This is a genomic window from Anabaena sp. 54, assembly GCF_017355725.1.
GTDB classification, from domain to species: Bacteria; Cyanobacteriota; Cyanobacteriia; order Cyanobacteriales; family Nostocaceae; genus Dolichospermum; species Dolichospermum heterosporum.
Genome location: NZ_JAAVWA010000003.1, coordinates 288,848 through 306,768 on the forward strand (window position 1 = coordinate 288,848; position 17,921 = coordinate 306,768).

The window sequence follows — 17,921 nt, forward strand, 5'->3', positions numbered from 1 at the left end:
CACGAATAGATAGTGTTAACTTAATTTAGCAAATAATGGCATCATTTGAAAATAGCTAATTTCATCACTTGAGAATAAATTTGTTGCCATTTTGTCTTACTTAAGTATATGATCAATAACGTTCCCTAGAATGATTTAAGTTTACTGGTATTAAACAGTAGCTCGTAGTTTGGAGATTAGTGAAAATGCCTTTATTTTTCTTAATAACATTAGTTACAGGTGTAATGACTGGCTATCTCTTCCAAAGAAATGATGATGAAATCACCAATATTGCAGGTGTTTTCACAGCCGTCATTTTTATTGTAAGTTTAGTGTTATCACCTTGGCAAATTCAGTTTGGTATGTTGATGTTTGTGGTTATTGTCAGTAACAAACTGCTGAATAAAAATTGGTTTTAAATCAATTTTCGCAATTTAGAGACGAAATACAATCAAGTCAGCAATTATCCACCCTCTATAAAATAATAATTGAGAGAAATGAGGGTGTTGATAGTTGGATAAAAGATATTATAGTCTTAGTCTTAAAGATAAAATATATAGTTTGGACTATGCTGAAAAAACTCATTCTCGAAAATTGGAAAAGTTTCCGCTATGCTGAACTTCCACTTGATCCTTTAACTGTACTTATTGGCACTAATGCAAGTGGTAAGTCTAATGTGGTTGAAGCTTTGGAATTTTTGCAAAGAATAGCTAATGGTGAAAATATTGAAGCAGCTTTATCAGGAGATAAAACACTCCCTTCTATTCGCGGTGGTGTGGAATTAGCTGCAAGAAAAGGTGAAAATGAGTTTACAATAAAAGCTTTAGTTTCAGGTGAGGATGATGAAACAGATTATTTATATGTTATAAAAACACAAACACTACCTGAGTGTAAATTTCTAAAGGAATATATTGAGAGTCATACATACACCCAAGATACTACTTCTAATAAATTAACAAAATTTACTGTAAAACAAATACAATCTAATGCTAAAAGTGGCATAAAAAAAATAGGTCGTGATTTTGATTTTAGTGATCTTATTATTAATAATATTTATCATGAAATTGGTGAAAATGGTAGTCTAATTATAGGTAAAGAGCTTGAAGATAACTTCTTCCCTGCAAAAAAGAAAGCTCAAGAATTTATTATTTCTAATTTAGAAAATCTTTTCATACTCAATCCCATTCCTTCCAAAATGCGTGATTTTTCACGACTTTCTGAAAACATAGAAAGTGATGGTTCAAATATCGGAGGTGTATTAGCAGCATTACCAGATGAACAAAAAATAGAAGTTGAATCAAATCTATCTTACTATATCAAAGATTTACCAGAAGGTGATATTAAAAAAGTATGGGCAGAAAAAGTAGGAAGATTGGGTACAGACGCAATGCTTTACTGTCAAGAAGAATGGAAATCAGGAGAAATTATAGAAATTGATGCGAGAAGTATGTCAGATGGAACATTACGCTTTCTAGCCATTCTCACAGCATTATTAACCCGTCCTGAAGGTAGTCAAATTGTTATAGAAGAAATAGATAATGGTTTACATCCTTCCCGTGCAGCATTATTGGTGAAAATATTAAAAGAAATTGGCAGTAAACGCAATATTGATATTTTACTCACAACCCATAACCCAGCTTTACTAGATGCTTTTGGTTCGGAAATAGTTCCCTTTGTAGTTGTTGCACATCGAGATTCAGAAACAGGAGAAAGTAAACTTACCCTCTTAGAAGATATTGACAACTTCCCCAAATTATTTGCATCTTATTCCTTGGGACAAATGACAACTAAAGGCGCAATTGAACGCAGCCTTTCTCATGGGGAGTAATTAAAAATATGAGAAAAGTTTTATTAATAGATACATCTTTATTGTGCGTTTGGTTAAAAGTTCCAGGTAAAGAAACTGCGGGTAATAATAAATGGGATTTTGAACTTGTTAACGAGAAAATTCTCACAGAAATTGAAAAAGGAACAACCTTGGTACTTCCATTAGCGACAGTTATAGAAACAGGAAATCATATTGCCCAAGCTAAAACTACAAATTCAGATAGTAAAAGAATAACATCAGAAAAATTTGCCCAAATCATGATTTATGCTGCTGATGAAACAAGTCCTTGGGCTGCTTTTCGTGAACAAATTGTACTATGGGAAGCAGAAGGATTGAAAAATTTAGCAGATAAATTTCCTAATCAAGCTGTAGAAAAAACTTCTATGGGAGATGCGAGTATTGTAGTCTTGGGTTGGTATTACTATCATGAAAAAGGTTTTCATGTAGAATTTCTGACTGATGATAATGGTTTAAAATCTCAAGAACCACCACAACCTAACCTACCTACACGCCGCAGTAGTCGTGGAAAATAATGAGAGTATGAACTAAATTCATCTGCAAATGGCGGAAAACCCTACAGCCTAACTGCCAACAACGACTTTCATAGATTTGTTAGACTGAACACACCAGAATTTTTTTTCAGTCACATCTGTAGATAACGCCAGCAGACGAGGCACTTCATGCTTACAAACACCCTACTTCTCTCAAATCAACTTCCCAGTTTACAATATTCATCCACCACAGAACGCTTCGATGACACTTGGGAAGCCCCCCTGGCAACCCTTTTGGGACTAGGACGCGCCGCTGGGGCAGATTTTGTAGAATACTTCTTAGAACGCCGCAACTACATCAGTTGTTTAGCCGAAGAAGATACCATCACCAGCATTTCTCCCAGTTTATCAACCGGTGCGGGAGTGCGAGTATTTCGTGGCAAAGCTGACTGCTACGTTAGCACCAACAACCTCACATTTGCCGGTTTAAAAGCAGCCTTAGAAAAAGCTCTTTCCATCTTAGGCTTACAACTACCTGGCCCCACTGGTTTCATCCCCGAAATCAACCTAGAATTACTCAGAGACTACGCCACAAAACGCGGTAAAGACGGTTGGCTGCCCTTGTGCAGTTCTATCCGCGAAATGGGAGAAGTCCTCCTTGATGGTACAGCCCAACTTAACAAAAAAGCTACCCACGTCCAATCTCGCCGCGCTTCCTACTTCCGTGATTGGCAAGAAGTATTAGTTGCTGCCAGTGACGGTACATTTGCCCGTGATATCCGCCTCACCCAATCCGTTGGGTTTAACCTACTTTGTGCTGACGGTGCTAACCGTGCCTCCATTGGCGAACGTGCTGGTAACACCAGTGACGCTAACTTCCTGAGAACCTGGGATTATCAACAAGCCTCCGAACAAATCGCCGAATCAGCCGGTAAAATGCTTTATGCAGATTACGTAGAATCAGGAACTTACCCCATTATTATGGCTAATCATTTTGGCGGTGTAATTTTCCATGAAGCCTGTGGACACCTTTTAGAAACCACTCAAATTGAACACAAAACCACACCATTTGCCGATAAAAAAGGTGAGAAAATCGCCCATGAAAGCCTGACTGCTTGGGATGAAGGACGCACTGATAACGCCTTTGGGACTATTGATATGGACGATGAAGGAATGCCCGCTCAAAGAACATTATTAATTGAAAAAGGCATTCTCAAAAACTTCCTAGCTGATAGAACCGGTTCAGTGCGGACTGGACACCCCAGAACAGGTAGTGGCCGCCGTCAAAATTATACATTTGCTGCCGCTAGTCGGATGCGAAATACATATATTGATTGTGGTGAACACACAACAGAAGACCTATTTGCCTCCGTTGATAAAGGCATTTACTGTAAGAAAATGGGTGGCGGCAGTGTCGGCGCAACAGGTCAATTTAACTTTAGTGTTGATGAAGCTTACTTAATAGAAAATGGCAAAATTACCAAACCATTAAAAGGTGCTACTCTCATCGGTGAAGCTAAGGAAATCATGAATAAAATCTCCCTATGTTCTCAAGATTTAGAATTAGCTCCCGGCTTTTGTGGTTCTGTTAGTGGCAGCATTTACACAACAGTTGGACAACCCCACATTAAGGTTGACTCTATTACCGTTGGCGGCAGATAAAAACCAATACGGTTTAGTTAAATTTAGAACTCTTTGTGAAAGTCATTTTTTAAACGAACCACAGAGGCACAGAGGACACAGAGAGAAGAAAAAATTTTTAACTAAACTGTATTGAGCTAAAAACAGATAAACCATATTATCCGCGTTTATCTGCGTTCATCTGTGTTCAAAATTCAAAAATTAATTCAATCATGTCTAACATTCAAGAAATCGCAACCTACGCTCAAGAAAATGCTGCCAAACTTGGCATTAAAAAATTCGATATTTATGGCTCAACTGTAGATGATACCAGCGTTCAAGTTGACCAAGGTGAACCCAAACAAGTCAAAGCTTCCAATCGTTCTGGGGTGACAGTTAGAGTTTGGAATGAAGAAAATACAATGGGTGTTACTAGCACCACAGATGTAGATCCTCAAGGATTAGAATTAGCTTTAAAAACTGCTTACGAAGCCAGCTTTTTTGGGGTGAAAGAAAATGTTCCTGATTTTAGTCCAGAAGCAACTATTCCTATTCCTAATACACATCAGAAAAAAGCCCTGCAAGCACCTGTTTCTGAACTAATAGAAAAACTATTAGTAGCAGAAAAAGAATTAATGGCAAAACATCCTGCGATTACAAGTGTGCCTTATAATGGTTTAGCACAAAGAGATATTGACAGATTTTATCTCAATAGTGATGGTGCTGTGAGAACTGAATCTCATTCTTTAGCTTCTATTTATTTGTACAGCAAAACTGAAGAGGAAAATAAAAAACCCCGCAGTGCTGGTGCTTATCGAGTTAAGGAAAGTGTAGCTGATTTAGATATTGCAGGTTGTATTCAAGAAACTGCTGATAAAACCATCAGTCATTTGCATTATGAAAAAATCAAAACTGGTAAATATCAAGTAGTTTTCTCTGCTGAAGCTTTTTTAAGTTTGTTGGGGGCTTTTTCCAATTTATTTAACGCCCAAAGTATTCTGGATAATCAAAGTTTATCAAAAACTGATGATATCGGTAAAGAACTGGCTTCACCTTTACTTTCAGTTTATGATGATGCTTTACACCCCGCTAATATTGGGGCTGAAAGTTTTGATGGTGAAGGTACTCCCACCCGGCAAATTAAGTTAATAGAAAAGGGCATTTTAACTAGCTTTTTGCATAGTGCGGGAACTGCAAAACGGTTAAATGCTCAACCTACAGGTAATGCTAGTATTGGCGCAAAAGTAAGCGTCAGTCCTAATTTTTATCACGTTTTTGCAGCAGGAACTCCTGAACAGGAATTAAGTTTGGAAACTGCGGAAAATGTGATTTTAATTGATGATTTACAAGCTCTTCATGCGGGTGTTAAGGCTTTACAAGGTTCTTTTTCTTTACCTTTTGATGGTTGGTTAATTAATAAGGGTGAAAAAACCAGTATTGAGTCTGCAACTGTAGCTGGTGATTTCTTGGAACTTTTGAAATCTATTGTTTATGTGGAAAAAGAGGTGGAATTAACTCCAGGAGGAGTTGCACCTAAGGTTTGGGTAAGTGAACTTTCTATTACTGGGGATTAATATCTTTTTTCACTCTGTGCGTTTGTGGTTTAAGGTTAATTTATCGAACCACAGAGGCACAGAGGACACAGAGGAGAGATAGCTAATTGCTTATGCGTTCAAATAACGAAGCTAAGGCTGCGCCGACGGTTTCTGCTAAGATGCTAATCAGACGATAAAGAGCGATCGCACTAATCACCAAAGCCGCCGGAAAATGATATTGTAACAGTAACATCGCTGTGGTTTCAAACACGCCCAAGCCACCAGGCGCACCAGGAACAACTAACCCCAATACCCAAGCACAACTAAAAGCTCCCACTAATAAGGGTATTTGCTCCCAATTTACCGAAGTTAACGCCATTATAGTTAATATAAATCCAGCAGCCCTCAACCCTAAAAAAACTAATTCTCCTAATAATGGTTTCACCGGATAGCGGTTAATTATAAAAATATCAATTAGCTGATTTTCTCCAGCAGATTTTTTATTTTTCCAACGATCTAAAAGTTGAATTGCTGGGTTTAAAAATCGGGGATCAAGTACACCTAAGACAATTATTAAAGCTAAAAATTGGAGAATAATCAAATTAAAATTCAGACTATTAACAATAAGTTGACTACCAAATAAAACAATAATAATTAAAGCTGCTGCTAACATTAATAGTGGTTCTAACAAAACACTTAAAGTGGCAATATTCGTAGGGATATTAGCATTTTTAGCCGCTATAATTCGCCCATAATAATGCCAAACATTCCCAGGTAAATATTTAGCAATATTCGTTTTTAAATAAACTTGGATAAACTCAATAGCAGATACAGATTGATTTAACTCCCTGAGTACCCAAGTCCAAATCCAACCTGCCCAAATATGTGCCAATAAAGTTACACTTGTAGCAGTTGCTAATATTAACCATCCGGTAATATTAATCCGAATAGCACTAACTCCTAACCAATTATCTTTTAACGCTTTCAATAAAAAAAACAGCGTTCCACCTAAAATCAACCACCGGATAATTTTCTTCATTTTAAAAGGATTTAGATCCCCGACTTCTTAGAGAAGTCGGGGATCTTGTTTTTGTGTTTTTGTTAATTTTGATTTTGCAAATACCAACTTTCTAACGCCAAACGATGAATTTCTCGCCAAGGAATATTATTTTTTCGTGCTAATTCTGCACAATCTTCATATTCTGGCTGCACATTAGTAATTACCTTTTCTGTAGCTGTTCCTGTCCATGCCACTTTTACCGATATTGTTCCATAAATAGTGTCTACATTTTGCATTTTTCGTTGTAAAATTGCCCGTTTTTGAGTAGTGCGACGAATGCCTAAAGTGCTAGTTTCTCGAAATAACACCGCTTCACAACTAGCTAAATTTTCAGGATGACAAATCACAGTTAATAAAATTCCAGTTCGTGACTTTTTCATCCCTATCGGTTGAGTAAACACATCCACCGCACCCGCAGCAAATAAAGCCTCAAATACATAACCAAATACTTGAGGATTTAAGTCATCTATTTGAGTGTCTAGGACAGTAATCGTTTCTAAATTTGGGGAATATTCCGCTAAATTAGAGTTATCAGTCTGTAAAGATTCATTTTCACCGTACCAAAGCCGTAGTATATTGGGAATGGGTAAATCTAGAGAACCCGCCCCTAATCCTACCTGTTTGATAGTCATTGGTGGTGGTGAACCAAAGTCTTGAACCAAGGTAGTAGCGATCGCCGCCCCCGTTGGTGTTACCAATTCTCTGTCAATACCATTGCTATAAACTGGACAACCCCGCATTTCCCACAACTTTAACACCGCTGGTACTGGTACAGCCATTCTTCCATGTGCCGCATTAACAGTACCACCTCCCGTTGGAAATGCAGAACAGTATAGCAAAGGCAAACCTGAGCGATCGCTATCAATACCCAACCAATCCAACCCTAAACAAGTACCAACAATATCCACAATCGCATCCACCGCACCCACTTCATGAAAATGAACTTTTTCCGGTGCGATGCCATGAACAGCCCCCTCTGCAACTGCCAACTGTCGGAAAACAGCTAAACTCCAAGCTTCCGCCCGCACTGGCAAATTCCCCTTAACAATCATCTCCTCTATTTCTGGCAAATGACGGGTGTGGTTGTGATCATGTTCATTGTGAGAATGATGATGGTGATGATGAGAAACCAAATCTACATGAACCTTAGTCGCTTGTTGACCTTGACGGTGAACCAATTCCGCCCACAATCGGTATTCTTGCTCAATTCCCAAGCCATTGAGTTGTTCTATCAAATACTCCACAGGCACACCCAGACTAACCAACGCCCCCAAACACATATCACCAGAAACCCCTGTTGGACATTGAAGATAAACAATTTTATTCATAAATTTATTTGTTAATTGTCAGTTGTCAGTCGTCAGTTGTCAGGAAGAAGAAAACTATCACCCATTACCAATCACCAATAATCATTATGGCCAAAATATTCACCATTCATCCTGATAATCCTCAAAGCCGCCGAATAGAGGAAATAAAGTTAGCGCTATTAGGTGGCGCTATCATGCTCTACCCTACAGATACAGTTTATGCAATTGGTTGTGACTTGAATGCCAAGTCGGCGGTGGAAAGAGTGCGGCAAATCAAACAGTTAGCAAATGATAAACCACTGACATTTTTATGTCCCTCACTCTCCAATGTGGCGACTTATGCCTTCGTAAGTGATACAGCCTACCGACTAATGAAGCGGTTAATACCAGGACCCTACACTTTTTTGCTCCCTGCTACCAAATTAGTACCGCGACTAGTACAAAATCCCAAACGCAAAACCACAGGAATTCGAGTGCCAAATCATAACGTTTGCTTGGCATTAATGGAAGCGTTAGGAAACCCAATTATTTCTACTTCGGCTCATGTTAGAGCAAATGACGAAGACCAGGAAATAGTTGAAAATGGAAAACAACCAATGTTGTCACGGGTAGATTTATACGACCATTTGGATAAATTGGTAGATATCATTATCGACACTGCCGAAGAACCTACATATCAAGTGTCTACCATTTTAGATTTGACCGATGAAGAACCAGTTATTATTCGGAGAGGTTTAGGTTGGGAAGCTGTAGCTACTTGGGTTTAAGAATAAAGCTTTATAAGTGCAACCCCTTGTTTTGGACTCCGTTGCGCTAATTATTATGATCACCTGACTCCAATTTTGAAATTGTCATCCTCCCAGGCACTCTTATCCCAGTCATGAAATTATGGCTACGCCACACAGGCTATCGGCCAATCTTAGCATGACTAAGGTTTTGGCAATTTGTCCTCAGAGTGAATATCTATTATGCCATCTTTGATTTAGTTGCTAAAAATAAAGCGACACAATTAACAAGCCCTTAACTTTGGAAATTTCCTACAGTGTTTACATATCAGGAGTCTAGTTGGTGAGTTTTGAGGCATAAATCCCCAAAGATTTTTACTCCTGAGACTGGCCTTAAATACTGTATATGCGTTTGAGTTAAGGTGCAATACCAATTTTATAGAAAAGTCATGAAAGCTAACATCGCCAATCTGCCTAATTCTACATCTGCTTTTGATAGCTATATTTCTCTTGAAGAATTGTCTGTTCCTACCAGCGATACATTAGTACAACTTTTATCCCATGAGATGCAATCTCAAGTTAAATCCGCCACTTCAGGTGTACAAGATGTTGTTGGACGCATAGCCAAAGAAGTAGAACGGATATGTGATAAAAGCTCCCGCATTCAAAACTCAGGACAAATTCAGTCTTGGCAAATTACATTAGGAAGACATCGCTTACAAAAGTGCCTCCGTTACTATCAACTTGGTTCTAAACAAGGACGAGTAGAATTACACAGCAGCTTAGGCGCAATTGTTTATCGTCACGTAACTGTTGCAGGCTCAGATTTAGGATTTGAGGCTCGTTACAATCTGATTGAAGATTTTTTACAAGCTTTTTATATCGAAGCAATTAAAGCTTTCCGTCGAGAAACCGAACTACCTGAAGATTACACCCCCCGTACTCAGTTACAAGTAGCTGAGTATATGGCATTTACAGAACAATATGCCAAACGCCGGATTAATTTACCTGGTGGTGCTAATCAACAACTAATTGTTTTACGCGCTCAAGGTTTTGCCCGTCGTCAACCCCAAGAAACTACTGTAGATATTGAAATGGCAGTGGATTCTGCGAAAACGGAAGAAGCAGAATCTTATCAACGCAATGTGGCAGTGCAGCAAATTCGCTCACAAATGATTGCTAAACCTGGTTTTGACCCTTCTGAAGAGTCGGAACGCAATCGCGTGATTACCGAATTGATGAAATATCTGGAGTCTCAAGGACAATCTGATTGTATGAATTACTTGACTCTCAAACTCCAGGATCTTTCTGCACCGGAAATTGACCAAATTCTCGGTTTAACCAGTCGTCAACGCGATTATTTACAACAAAGATTTAAATATCATGTTGAGAAGTTTGCCAAACAGCACCAATGGCAATTAGTTCATCAATGGTTAGGTGCTGGTTTAGAACATAAGTTAGGTTTATCTTCCCAGCAATGGGATATTTTTTGGAATCAACTCACACCACAGCAGCAACAAATTTTTGAACTAAAAACCGCTTGTCAAAGTGATCAACTTATTTCTAAAGCTGTTCAATGTACTCCGAAACAACTGCAAAAACGCTGGACACAAATGTTGGAATTAGCATGGTCTATTCGTAACGGTCATGCTGAAACCAAAAATAATTAAATTCCATCTGGTCGGTTGGGTTGACGCAAGTAAACCCAACATTTTCATGGAAATGTTAAGTAGGTTGGCGTTAAAAATTGTTGTTATAAGTAATGGACAAAAATATTTACAGTCATTGCGAGCGAAGGGAAGCAATCACAACCCTTGCAATTGTTTCATTTCACTTCGTTCCATATGGCTAACGCCACGCAACGCTTACGCAATGACATTGTGTAATTAATTCTGTCTCACTACTTAGTAAGGCAAGAGTAAAGAAGTTTTCAGCGATTTTACATCTCTTTACACAGTTTTGTTTTATTGTGTTAACTTACTTAGATGTTATAATGTTGGGTTTCACTTCGTTCTACCCAACCTACGATTTCTACAATTTTCTATAAGAAGTTACTAATACTTCAGTTATTTTCCCTCGCTTCTGGGCATTAGAATTAATTGACCTTGCTGCTGATATGGTGTGAACATTAAAATCACTATAAAGGTCACGAATCAATGGACAATCAGAATTAGATAACATAACTTTTACACCTTTATCAGCTAATTCAATAAAAATATCTCTGAGTTTTATTTGTTGATTCTCGTCGAAACAGAAATTACTATAAGCTGTAAAATTGCTAGTTTTATTTAGAGGATAATAGGGAGGATCAAAATAAACAAAGTCATTAGTACCAGTTGCATAATTCAACACTTCTGCAAAATTTGCTTGTTTGATTTCTACTTTCTGGAGTGCTAACGATGCGACTCGCAAAACTTCTTCTTGACAAATACCAGGATTTTTATATTTACCTACAGGGACATTAAATTTTCCTTGAGAATTAACCCGGTACAGCCCATTAAAACAAGTCTTATTCAGATAAATAAACCGAGCCGCTTTTGTTAAATCTGTCCCATTATGATAATTTCTGAGATCATAGTAATACTCTGAATTATGTCTTTGCTGATGTGCTTGCAGTAAAGTTATTAATTCTTCAAGATTGTCTCTAACGCACCGATAAGTAATAACTAAATCTGCATTAATATCAGTTAAAACTGCATGAGATGGTTGCAAATGGAAAAAAACTGCTCCACCCCCTAAAAATGGTTCATAGTAGGTCTGGTAATGCTGGGGAAAATAGTCTTTATATTGCGAAATCAATCTAGTTTTACCCCCAGCCCACTTTAAAAATGGTCGTGGGTAAGTTTGTTTAGGGATTTGACTTACCATCTACTTACGATTAAACTAAAAACTAACTAATCAATAAAGTCTATAATAAGGCAGTCTAAATTCAAATGTTTGATGGATTTTGGGATAACGTCTTTCGCTACCCTCGGTATTTAGTTAGTATCGTCTTGGGTATTTTTCTAAACACCCTTGAGCCGCTGTTTCCATTATTAAAACGTCCTGTGACGCTGATGGCTATTTTAGGTTTGTTTACTGGTGGTCTTTTTTTCGTAACGCTTACCGTGCGGGCTATGCTGGGATTGAGTTCAATGTAAACCAAAAGCCAGGAAAGGGTTGAGTTTATTGGACTGTTGGTGTTGATTTTATCACGTCAAGCACCGTCCACTTTCATTTACGTTTAGAATCATGTTATTAAACCTCTGTGAGAAGGCGGAATTTATATGGCTACAAATCGCCGCGTTTCCCGCGTTGCTGAATTAATTAAACGGGAAGTTAGCCAAATGCTACTCAACGGTATTAAGGATGACCGTGTGGGTACGGGAATGGTCAGTGTTACCGATGTGGATGTTTCTGGGGATCTACAACACGCTACCATCTTTGTGAGTATTTATGGAACGGAGGAAGCGAAAACGGAAACAATGGCTGGTTTAAAGTCAGCTACGGGTTACGTTCGCAGTGAATTGGGGGCTAGAGTCAGATTAAGACGGACTCCAGAAGTGATCTTTGTGGAAGATCGTTCTATAGAACGAGGTACTAAGGTGCTGAGTTTATTAAACCAACTGGAGCAACAACGAGCATCAGCAAGTGTGGATGAGGTAGTAGAAGAGATGGCTGAATGATTTATTAATGCAAAGTTAACCAAAATATAAATAAATCTGGAACTTGTTGCTAGTTAAAGCACTCTAGGTGGGGATAATAGGCAATGCCTTGATTCCCTATTTTTAGAGAGTTATGGGTATTGCAAATCTTGTGTCTTAGGATAGAGGTCAAAAATCATAGACTTATATATGCTAATAAAGTTAACGCTAAAGCAAATCTAGTATGATTTTAATAATTTTAATACAAGTTAATGTTAAAAATGTAAATATCTAGGTTTGATTAGTAAACTTAACTGCTGTTATCTTAGGAATATCAAGTTGAAATACCATGAATGTCATCCTTTGTTGACAAACTTAACATTTCTTTAGATAATTTGGAGGTGTATAGCGTCAAAATGATAATAGTTCCGTATAGCAAACTACAAAACCCTGGACACAGGTTTAATTATTGCCATGTTTGTTCCTCGTGCATAACGGGAACGCTATCTAAATGTATTTTTGATGTAATTTTGTGAGAAAAAAACCATGACTGTGAATACGGTGCCTTCTATCAATTACAATTACTACTCTCTGAATGTTATTCAGGACGAAGCACGCCGACTGGTGGAAAGGGGAATGGTTGGTCGTCAACAGCCAATATATACACTTTGCCAGTTTATCCCGGCTAGAGAGTGGGTTTGTGTAGAATGTGAATTGGAGAAATGTGATTTTTTACTGCGCGATCGCATCGGTGATTTAATCGGACGTGAAGAGTGGGATAACGACTAATAATTTTGTTTTTTTAATAAACTACTGTTATTTTTGATTGTACTTGTTTGTAGTTTCTGGCTATAAACAGGTATATTTTTTTCTATATTTCTTGAATTTCATTTCACGCAGAGACGCAGAGACGCAAAGAAATAATGATATAAAGTTGGGTAAGATCTTCGGTAAAACTGCGATCACCTGAGTTCGACATAAGATAATTTTTGGAAAACTGCCCCAAATATGAGTCTCAAACCCTTATGATCTCGTTGAAAAAATCATAACTCTGTTCGCGTAGCGTCTCCGAAGGAGAAACTCCGAACTCCTAACACCGAACTCAGGTGCGATCGCTTATTTTGGTTGATCACGCCGAAACCCATTGTCTATCTACATTCTCATAGATAAATTTGCTTGTATATAAGTATAATTTATGTAGGGATAGAAATAGTTATTATCCCTACATAAACACTGTTTAACGCAAAATACAGCTATATATATGCTGCAATAGAATCATTTTCGCTTGCTAGTGCTACGTCGGGCTTCGCGGGTTTCGTCTTCGAGACGACGGCGATCGCGCCAATCTGATAATGTTAGATAAACAACACCACCAGTAACTCCTACTAGCAGCAGCACCCCAAATAAGGCTAAAATACCCAAAAATGGACTTTCCACGATGCCTCTATAGTCCGTTGCGTCCCCAAACTACCATAGAAATAGACCAAGTAAACACAACTAACAGCGATACCCAACCCAGTGTCAAAATCATAGTTCTACTTTTCAAATAATTACAAAACGGCTCTAATATCCATCATACTGGGAAAATGCAGTGGATTCATTAACTAGATTGATAGGAGAGTTAGAAAAATTATGGAATTAATGGCAGAACGGTTAGAATCCCTGAAAGCGGGAGTAATTGGCAGCATATCTTTAGGTTTAGCTTTTCTTAGTACCAGCTTTATTAATGTTTTGTGGCTAGATAAGTATTTTCCAATAGTTACTTATGATAAAATTGATATAGTAAATTTACAGATGTTATTAAATGGTGTCATAGCCGGGTTTTCTGGTTTTCTATTTGGTGTCACCTATCGTTATATTATCCGTGTAGATGCCAATCCTCACCTCAAAACTGGTGGAGTTTGGGCTTTTGGTTTAGTGCGGGGTTTAACTCAAATAGAAGTTGGTTGGGATATAAATAATCCGGTTTTGCCTTTTTTAATCTTAGCAGGAGAAAGTATATTGTGGTTTTCTCTGGCTGCTTTTGCTCTGGATACTGCTATTTTATGGAAATGGTTGAAACCTTTTTCATGAATTTTATTGTCAGAATCAGGATATCCAGGATAGCAGGATGAACAGGATGAAAATAGGTATTTTATCACCTATTACCAGCCTCAATTAGATGACTGATGTATCGTTCATGGACAGATCCCCGACTTCTTTTATTGATTGTGTATATAAATCATAAATTGATCACAGAAGTCGGGGATCTTTGTTGTCAGATTTTAGATATTGTCAAACTCACAATATTTTATTAAGACTTGGGAATAGTATTAATAGTTTTTTCCAATGACTTTAAGGATGCTAATAATTTGTCTTTTTGGGGTTTAGCAGCTTTGAGTTCTCCTGAAATTTCATCCATACTTTTTTCTACAGCGTCATAATTATTACGGGATTTAGCTTTGATGCCATCTTCTACTTCTTTCCAAGCATCTTCAAACTTGTCAAATTCTTTTTTAGCTTGGACAAAATTGCCAGATGTAACTGCGTTTTTTGTTTTGGAGACTACGGCGAATAAACCTGCATTACTTACTGTGGATTTTTGTCCTGGGACTTTTTTTGTAGAATTGGAAGTTGCTGCTGGGGTAGTTTCGGTAGCAGATTGTTCGGGCTTGTTACAACCTACTAAAGCCAGTAAGCTGATACTTGCAATAATTAACATTGGTTTGAAATTCTTCATGGTCAACTCCTAATGGATATTTTTATTTGTGCCGTTAATATTTCCTATGATAAAACAGCAAATGTCAAGAACTCGGAAAGTGCAACTTGACAATTTGCTGGGAAATACGTTGCAATATCCATCTAACGATGGTCTGGTCAGGATAAAAATCGTTAAATGGGATGATTTTGTAGTTATGGAAGTGGCGGATACTGGTATTGGTGTCGCCTCTAATAGCGCAGCTTGGTCATCAGCCTATGAGTGGGAACGCTCTGCTCAGAATAACAGTTTTAAGAGATTTTTAAGATAAATTTTGGGGATTTTTTGGCGATCGCTATATGTATGTAGTTTACACGATATGTAACCACTAAAACAAAACTTGTATCATGACCCATAAAATCGAACTCCAATCTATTACGGGGCTATCTGTGTCAGTAGCAAGCGATCGCCTCCAACAAGAAGGATATAATGAGCTACCATCTACCCAACATCGTCAAATCTGGGAAATTGCCCTAGAAATCTTCCAAGAGCCGATTTTTCTTCTGTTATTAGGATGTGGTATCATTTACCTGTTTTTGGGTGATGCCCAGGAAGCTTTAATTTTACTAGGGTTCATCTTTTTCATTGTTGGCATCAACTTATACCAAGAACAAAAAACAGAAAAATCTCTGGAAGCATTACGGGATCTTTCTAGTCCACGCGCATTAGTTATTCGTGATGGCAAACGTCAACGAATTGCTGGACGGGAAGTAGTTCGAGAAGATGTGATTGTTTTGTCAGAGGGTGATAGAGTTCCTGCTGATGCTGTGGTGATGTGGTCTACCCATTTGAGTCTTGATGAGTCTTTGTTAACTGGGGAATCTTTACCCGTTCGCAAGCAGGATACTACCGATTTAGAAAACACAATGAGAACCGCCACACAGCATCGTCCTGGTGGTGAAGATCTACCTTTTGTCTATTCGGGAACGTTAGTAGTTCAAGGTCAGGGAATTGCCCAAGTCTATGCCACAGGTATGCAGACGGAAATGGGTAAAATTGGTAAAGCCTTGCAAACTGTCGAATCCGAAGACACGGTTTTGCAACGGGAAACTCGAAAAATTGTCAGTAAATTGACCTTTGTAGCGATCGCTATTTGCGTGGCTGTCATCGTTATTTACGGTGCAACTAGGAACGATTGGCTACAAGGAATTTTAGCAGGTTTGGCGCTGGCAATGGCGATTTTGCCGAATGAAATTCCTGTGGTCTTGGCAATTTTCCTGGCTTTGGGGGCTTGGAGATTTTCCCAGGCTAGGGTTTTAACTCGGCGTGTTCCTGTAGTAGAAACACTGGGTTCTGCGACTGTTCTTTGTGTAGATAAAACTGGAACGCTGACTTTTAACCGGATGTCAGTTCAGCAATTATTTGTGTATCAGCCGACAACATTAACATCGCAATTTTACGATGTTGCCCTCCATGAACGGGAAGCCCTGCCGGAAACTTTTCATGAATTAATCGAATTTGGGATTTTAGCCAGTCGCAAAGACCCTTTCGACCCCATGGAAAAAGCCCTCAAACAAGTGGGTGATGATTATTTAGCTAGAACAGAACATTTACATCAAGATTGGGAAATCCTGCGAGAATATCCCCTTACAGGTGAATTATTAGCCATGTCTTGTGTGTGGCAATCTCCAGAAGATAAATTAGTAGTTGCTACCAAAGGAGCGCCGGAAGCGATCGCTGATCTTTGTCATTTTAACACCCAACAAAGGCAAGATTTGGAACAGCAGATTAATAAAATGGCGATCGCTGGTTTGCGTGTTTTGGGTGTAGCCAAAGTTATTGGGCAACATCAAAAAAACAAAACCCTCAAATCTCTTCCTGAAGCCCAGCATGACTTTGAATTTGCCTTTTTGGGACTACTAGGTATGGCTGACCCCGTGCGTCCAACTGTCGCCCCAGCCATTGCTGAGTGTTACACTGCTGGTATCCGGGTAGTGATGATTACAGGGGATTATCCCGCCACAGCCCAAAATATTGCCCGCCAAATCGGTTTAAAACCTGCCACAGAAGTAATTACTGGTGCAGAACTGGAAACAATCCCAGAAGGGGAGTTACTATCTCGCATTCAAACTGTGAATATTTTTGCGCGGGTTGTTCCCGAACAAAAATTACTAATTGTGAATGCCCTCAAACGCTGCGGTGAAATCGTGGCTATGACTGGAGATGGTGTGAATGATGCCCCAGCTTTGAAAGCTGCAAATATCGGTATTGCTATGGGTGAAAGGGGAACAGATGTCGCCCGTGAATCTGCGGATTTAGTTTTGCTAGATGATGATTTTTCTGCCATTGTCCAATCTGTGAGGCTAGGACGGCGAGTATTTGATAACCTGAAAAAAGGTATGGCTTATACTTTGGCGGTGCATATCCCCATTGCGGGAATGTCCTTGATTCCGGTAATATTTCATTGGCCGCTGGTATTATTGCCTATCCACATTGCTTTTCTGCATTTAATTATTGACCCTGCCTGTACTGTAGTATTTGAGGCTGAACCAGAAGAAAGCAATATCATGAACCGTCCACCCCGTAATCCCAGAGAGTCCTTATTCAGTCGTCGAACTTTGAGGTTAGCACTGCTGCAAGGGATAAGTGTGCTAGTGGTGTTACTGCTTGTATTTGCTGTGGCTTTTTATTCTGGACATGGGGAATTTGATGCCCGTGCTTTGGCTTTTACTACCCTAATTGTCTCAAATTTGAGTATGATTTTGAGTAATCGTTCTTGGTCGCGGACTATTCCCGAAATGTTACGCACTCCTAATGCGGCACTTTGGTGGGTGTTGGCTGGTGCTGTGGTGTTTATGGGTTTGGTGCTTTATGTTCCTGTGTTACGTCATTTATTCCGGTTCTCTGTTCTTCATTTTGATGATTTATTAGTTAGTCTCACTTCTGGAGTATTGAGTATTTTGTGGTTTGAAGGATTGAAGGTTTGGGGACGCAGATAATAATATGTCTCACGCAAAGGCGCAAAGGCGCAAAGGTAACATCCGCGTTTATCTGCGTTCATCTGCGTTTAAAAATC

General features: G+C 38.7%; 19 protein-coding genes. 13 read left to right on the forward strand and 6 right to left on the reverse strand.

The window, feature by feature from the left end:
- The first annotated feature begins 185 nt into the window (after positions 1-185).
- From HEQ36_RS05900 to HEQ36_RS05920, 5 genes are all read left to right on the forward strand, one after another.
- A complete protein-coding gene (locus HEQ36_RS05900) occupies positions 186-398 on the forward strand; it encodes a hypothetical protein (RefSeq protein WP_039202163.1) in 213 nt (70 codons plus the stop codon).
- A gap of 149 nt (positions 399-547) precedes the next feature.
- Entirely contained in the window at positions 548-1,807 is a 1,260-nt protein-coding gene (locus HEQ36_RS05905; protein ID WP_168634886.1) for an AAA family ATPase, read from the forward strand.
- A gap of 8 nt (positions 1,808-1,815) precedes the next feature.
- A complete protein-coding gene (locus HEQ36_RS05910) occupies positions 1,816-2,340 on the forward strand; it encodes a hypothetical protein (RefSeq protein ID WP_168634887.1) in 525 nt (174 codons plus the stop codon).
- 147 nt (positions 2,341-2,487) lie between these two features.
- Positions 2,488-3,960, forward strand: coding sequence for a TldD/PmbA family protein (locus tag HEQ36_RS05915; protein WP_168634888.1), 1,473 nt, complete (start codon positions 2,488-2,490; stop codon positions 3,958-3,960).
- A 191-nt stretch (positions 3,961-4,151) separates the two neighbouring features.
- Positions 4,152-5,492, forward strand: coding sequence for a TldD/PmbA family protein (locus tag HEQ36_RS05920; RefSeq protein ID WP_168634889.1), 1,341 nt, complete (start codon positions 4,152-4,154; stop codon positions 5,490-5,492).
- 82 nt (positions 5,493-5,574) lie between these two features.
- Here the strand turns inward: HEQ36_RS05920 and HEQ36_RS05925 are convergent, their stop codons facing one another.
- Together HEQ36_RS05925 and larC are read right to left on the reverse strand one after the other, a co-directional pair.
- Positions 5,575-6,492: a lysylphosphatidylglycerol synthase domain-containing protein gene (locus HEQ36_RS05925; protein ID WP_168634890.1), complete on the reverse strand. Its 918-nt coding sequence runs from the start codon at positions 6,490-6,492 to the stop codon at positions 5,575-5,577.
- Between the two features lie 62 nt (positions 6,493-6,554).
- The gene (gene larC / locus HEQ36_RS05930; protein WP_168634891.1) at positions 6,555-7,841 is read right to left on the reverse strand and encodes a nickel pincer cofactor biosynthesis protein LarC; all 1,287 of its coding nucleotides are present in this window, start codon (positions 7,839-7,841) and stop codon (positions 6,555-6,557) included.
- A gap of 86 nt (positions 7,842-7,927) precedes the next feature.
- On the opposite strand from larC, the gene HEQ36_RS05935 reads away from it, so the two are divergent.
- The gene (locus tag HEQ36_RS05935; protein WP_053538503.1) at positions 7,928-8,587 is read left to right on the forward strand and encodes an L-threonylcarbamoyladenylate synthase; all 660 of its coding nucleotides are present in this window, start codon (positions 7,928-7,930) and stop codon (positions 8,585-8,587) included.
- A 407-nt stretch (positions 8,588-8,994) separates the two neighbouring features.
- Positions 8,995-10,215 carry a HetZ-related protein gene (locus HEQ36_RS05940; protein ID WP_039201475.1) on the forward strand — a complete coding sequence of 407 codons (1,221 nt, stop codon included), beginning with the start codon at positions 8,995-8,997 and terminating at the stop codon, positions 10,213-10,215.
- A 361-nt stretch (positions 10,216-10,576) separates the two neighbouring features.
- Here the strand turns inward: HEQ36_RS05940 and HEQ36_RS05945 are convergent, their stop codons facing one another.
- The gene (locus tag HEQ36_RS05945; RefSeq protein ID WP_168634892.1) at positions 10,577-11,413 is read right to left on the reverse strand and encodes a DNA adenine methylase; all 837 of its coding nucleotides are present in this window, start codon (positions 11,411-11,413) and stop codon (positions 10,577-10,579) included.
- Between the two features lie 65 nt (positions 11,414-11,478).
- Here HEQ36_RS05945 and HEQ36_RS05950 point away from each other — a divergent pair, with 65 nt between their 5' ends.
- The 3 genes from HEQ36_RS05950 (at position 11,479) to HEQ36_RS05960 (ending at position 12,957) form a co-directional block, all read left to right on the forward strand.
- Positions 11,479-11,685 carry a DUF751 family protein gene (locus HEQ36_RS05950; RefSeq protein ID WP_072033605.1) on the forward strand — a complete coding sequence of 69 codons (207 nt, stop codon included), beginning with the start codon at positions 11,479-11,481 and terminating at the stop codon, positions 11,683-11,685.
- Between the two features lie 126 nt (positions 11,686-11,811).
- On the forward strand, positions 11,812-12,210 hold the full coding sequence (gene rbfA / locus HEQ36_RS05955) for a 30S ribosome-binding factor RbfA (protein ID WP_039201470.1): 399 nt from the start codon (positions 11,812-11,814) through the stop codon (positions 12,208-12,210).
- A gap of 504 nt (positions 12,211-12,714) precedes the next feature.
- Positions 12,715-12,957 (forward strand): DUF4327 family protein, encoded by a 243-nt coding sequence (locus tag HEQ36_RS05960; RefSeq protein ID WP_028091717.1) that lies wholly within the window; start codon positions 12,715-12,717, stop codon positions 12,955-12,957.
- Positions 12,958-13,443: 486 nt separating this feature from the next.
- Here the strand turns inward: HEQ36_RS05960 and HEQ36_RS05965 are convergent, their stop codons facing one another.
- A complete protein-coding gene (locus HEQ36_RS05965; protein WP_168634893.1) occupies positions 13,444-13,605 on the reverse strand; it encodes a hypothetical protein in 162 nt (53 codons plus the stop codon).
- Positions 13,606-13,612: 7 nt separating this feature from the next.
- A complete protein-coding gene (gene petN, locus HEQ36_RS05970; RefSeq protein ID WP_013189847.1) occupies positions 13,613-13,699 on the reverse strand; it encodes a cytochrome b6-f complex subunit PetN in 87 nt (28 codons plus the stop codon).
- Positions 13,700-13,800: 101 nt separating this feature from the next.
- Here petN and HEQ36_RS05975 point away from each other — a divergent pair, with 101 nt between their 5' ends.
- Positions 13,801-14,241, forward strand: a complete 441-nt coding sequence (locus HEQ36_RS05975) for a hypothetical protein (protein WP_053538501.1) — start codon at positions 13,801-13,803, stop codon at positions 14,239-14,241.
- 220 nt (positions 14,242-14,461) lie between these two features.
- On the opposite strand, the gene HEQ36_RS05980 is transcribed toward HEQ36_RS05975, so the two are convergent.
- Positions 14,462-14,887, reverse strand: a complete 426-nt coding sequence (locus tag HEQ36_RS05980; RefSeq protein WP_168634894.1) for a DUF4363 domain-containing protein — start codon at positions 14,885-14,887, stop codon at positions 14,462-14,464.
- A 61-nt stretch (positions 14,888-14,948) separates the two neighbouring features.
- Between HEQ36_RS05980 and HEQ36_RS05985 the strand changes: the two genes are divergently transcribed.
- On the forward strand, positions 14,949-15,176 hold the full coding sequence (locus HEQ36_RS05985) for an ATP-binding protein (RefSeq protein WP_039201459.1): 228 nt from the start codon (positions 14,949-14,951) through the stop codon (positions 15,174-15,176).
- Between the two features lie 76 nt (positions 15,177-15,252).
- Positions 15,253-17,844 carry a cation-translocating P-type ATPase gene (locus HEQ36_RS05990; protein ID WP_053538498.1) on the forward strand — a complete coding sequence of 864 codons (2,592 nt, stop codon included), beginning with the start codon at positions 15,253-15,255 and terminating at the stop codon, positions 17,842-17,844.
- Positions 17,845-17,921 lie beyond the last annotated feature (77 nt).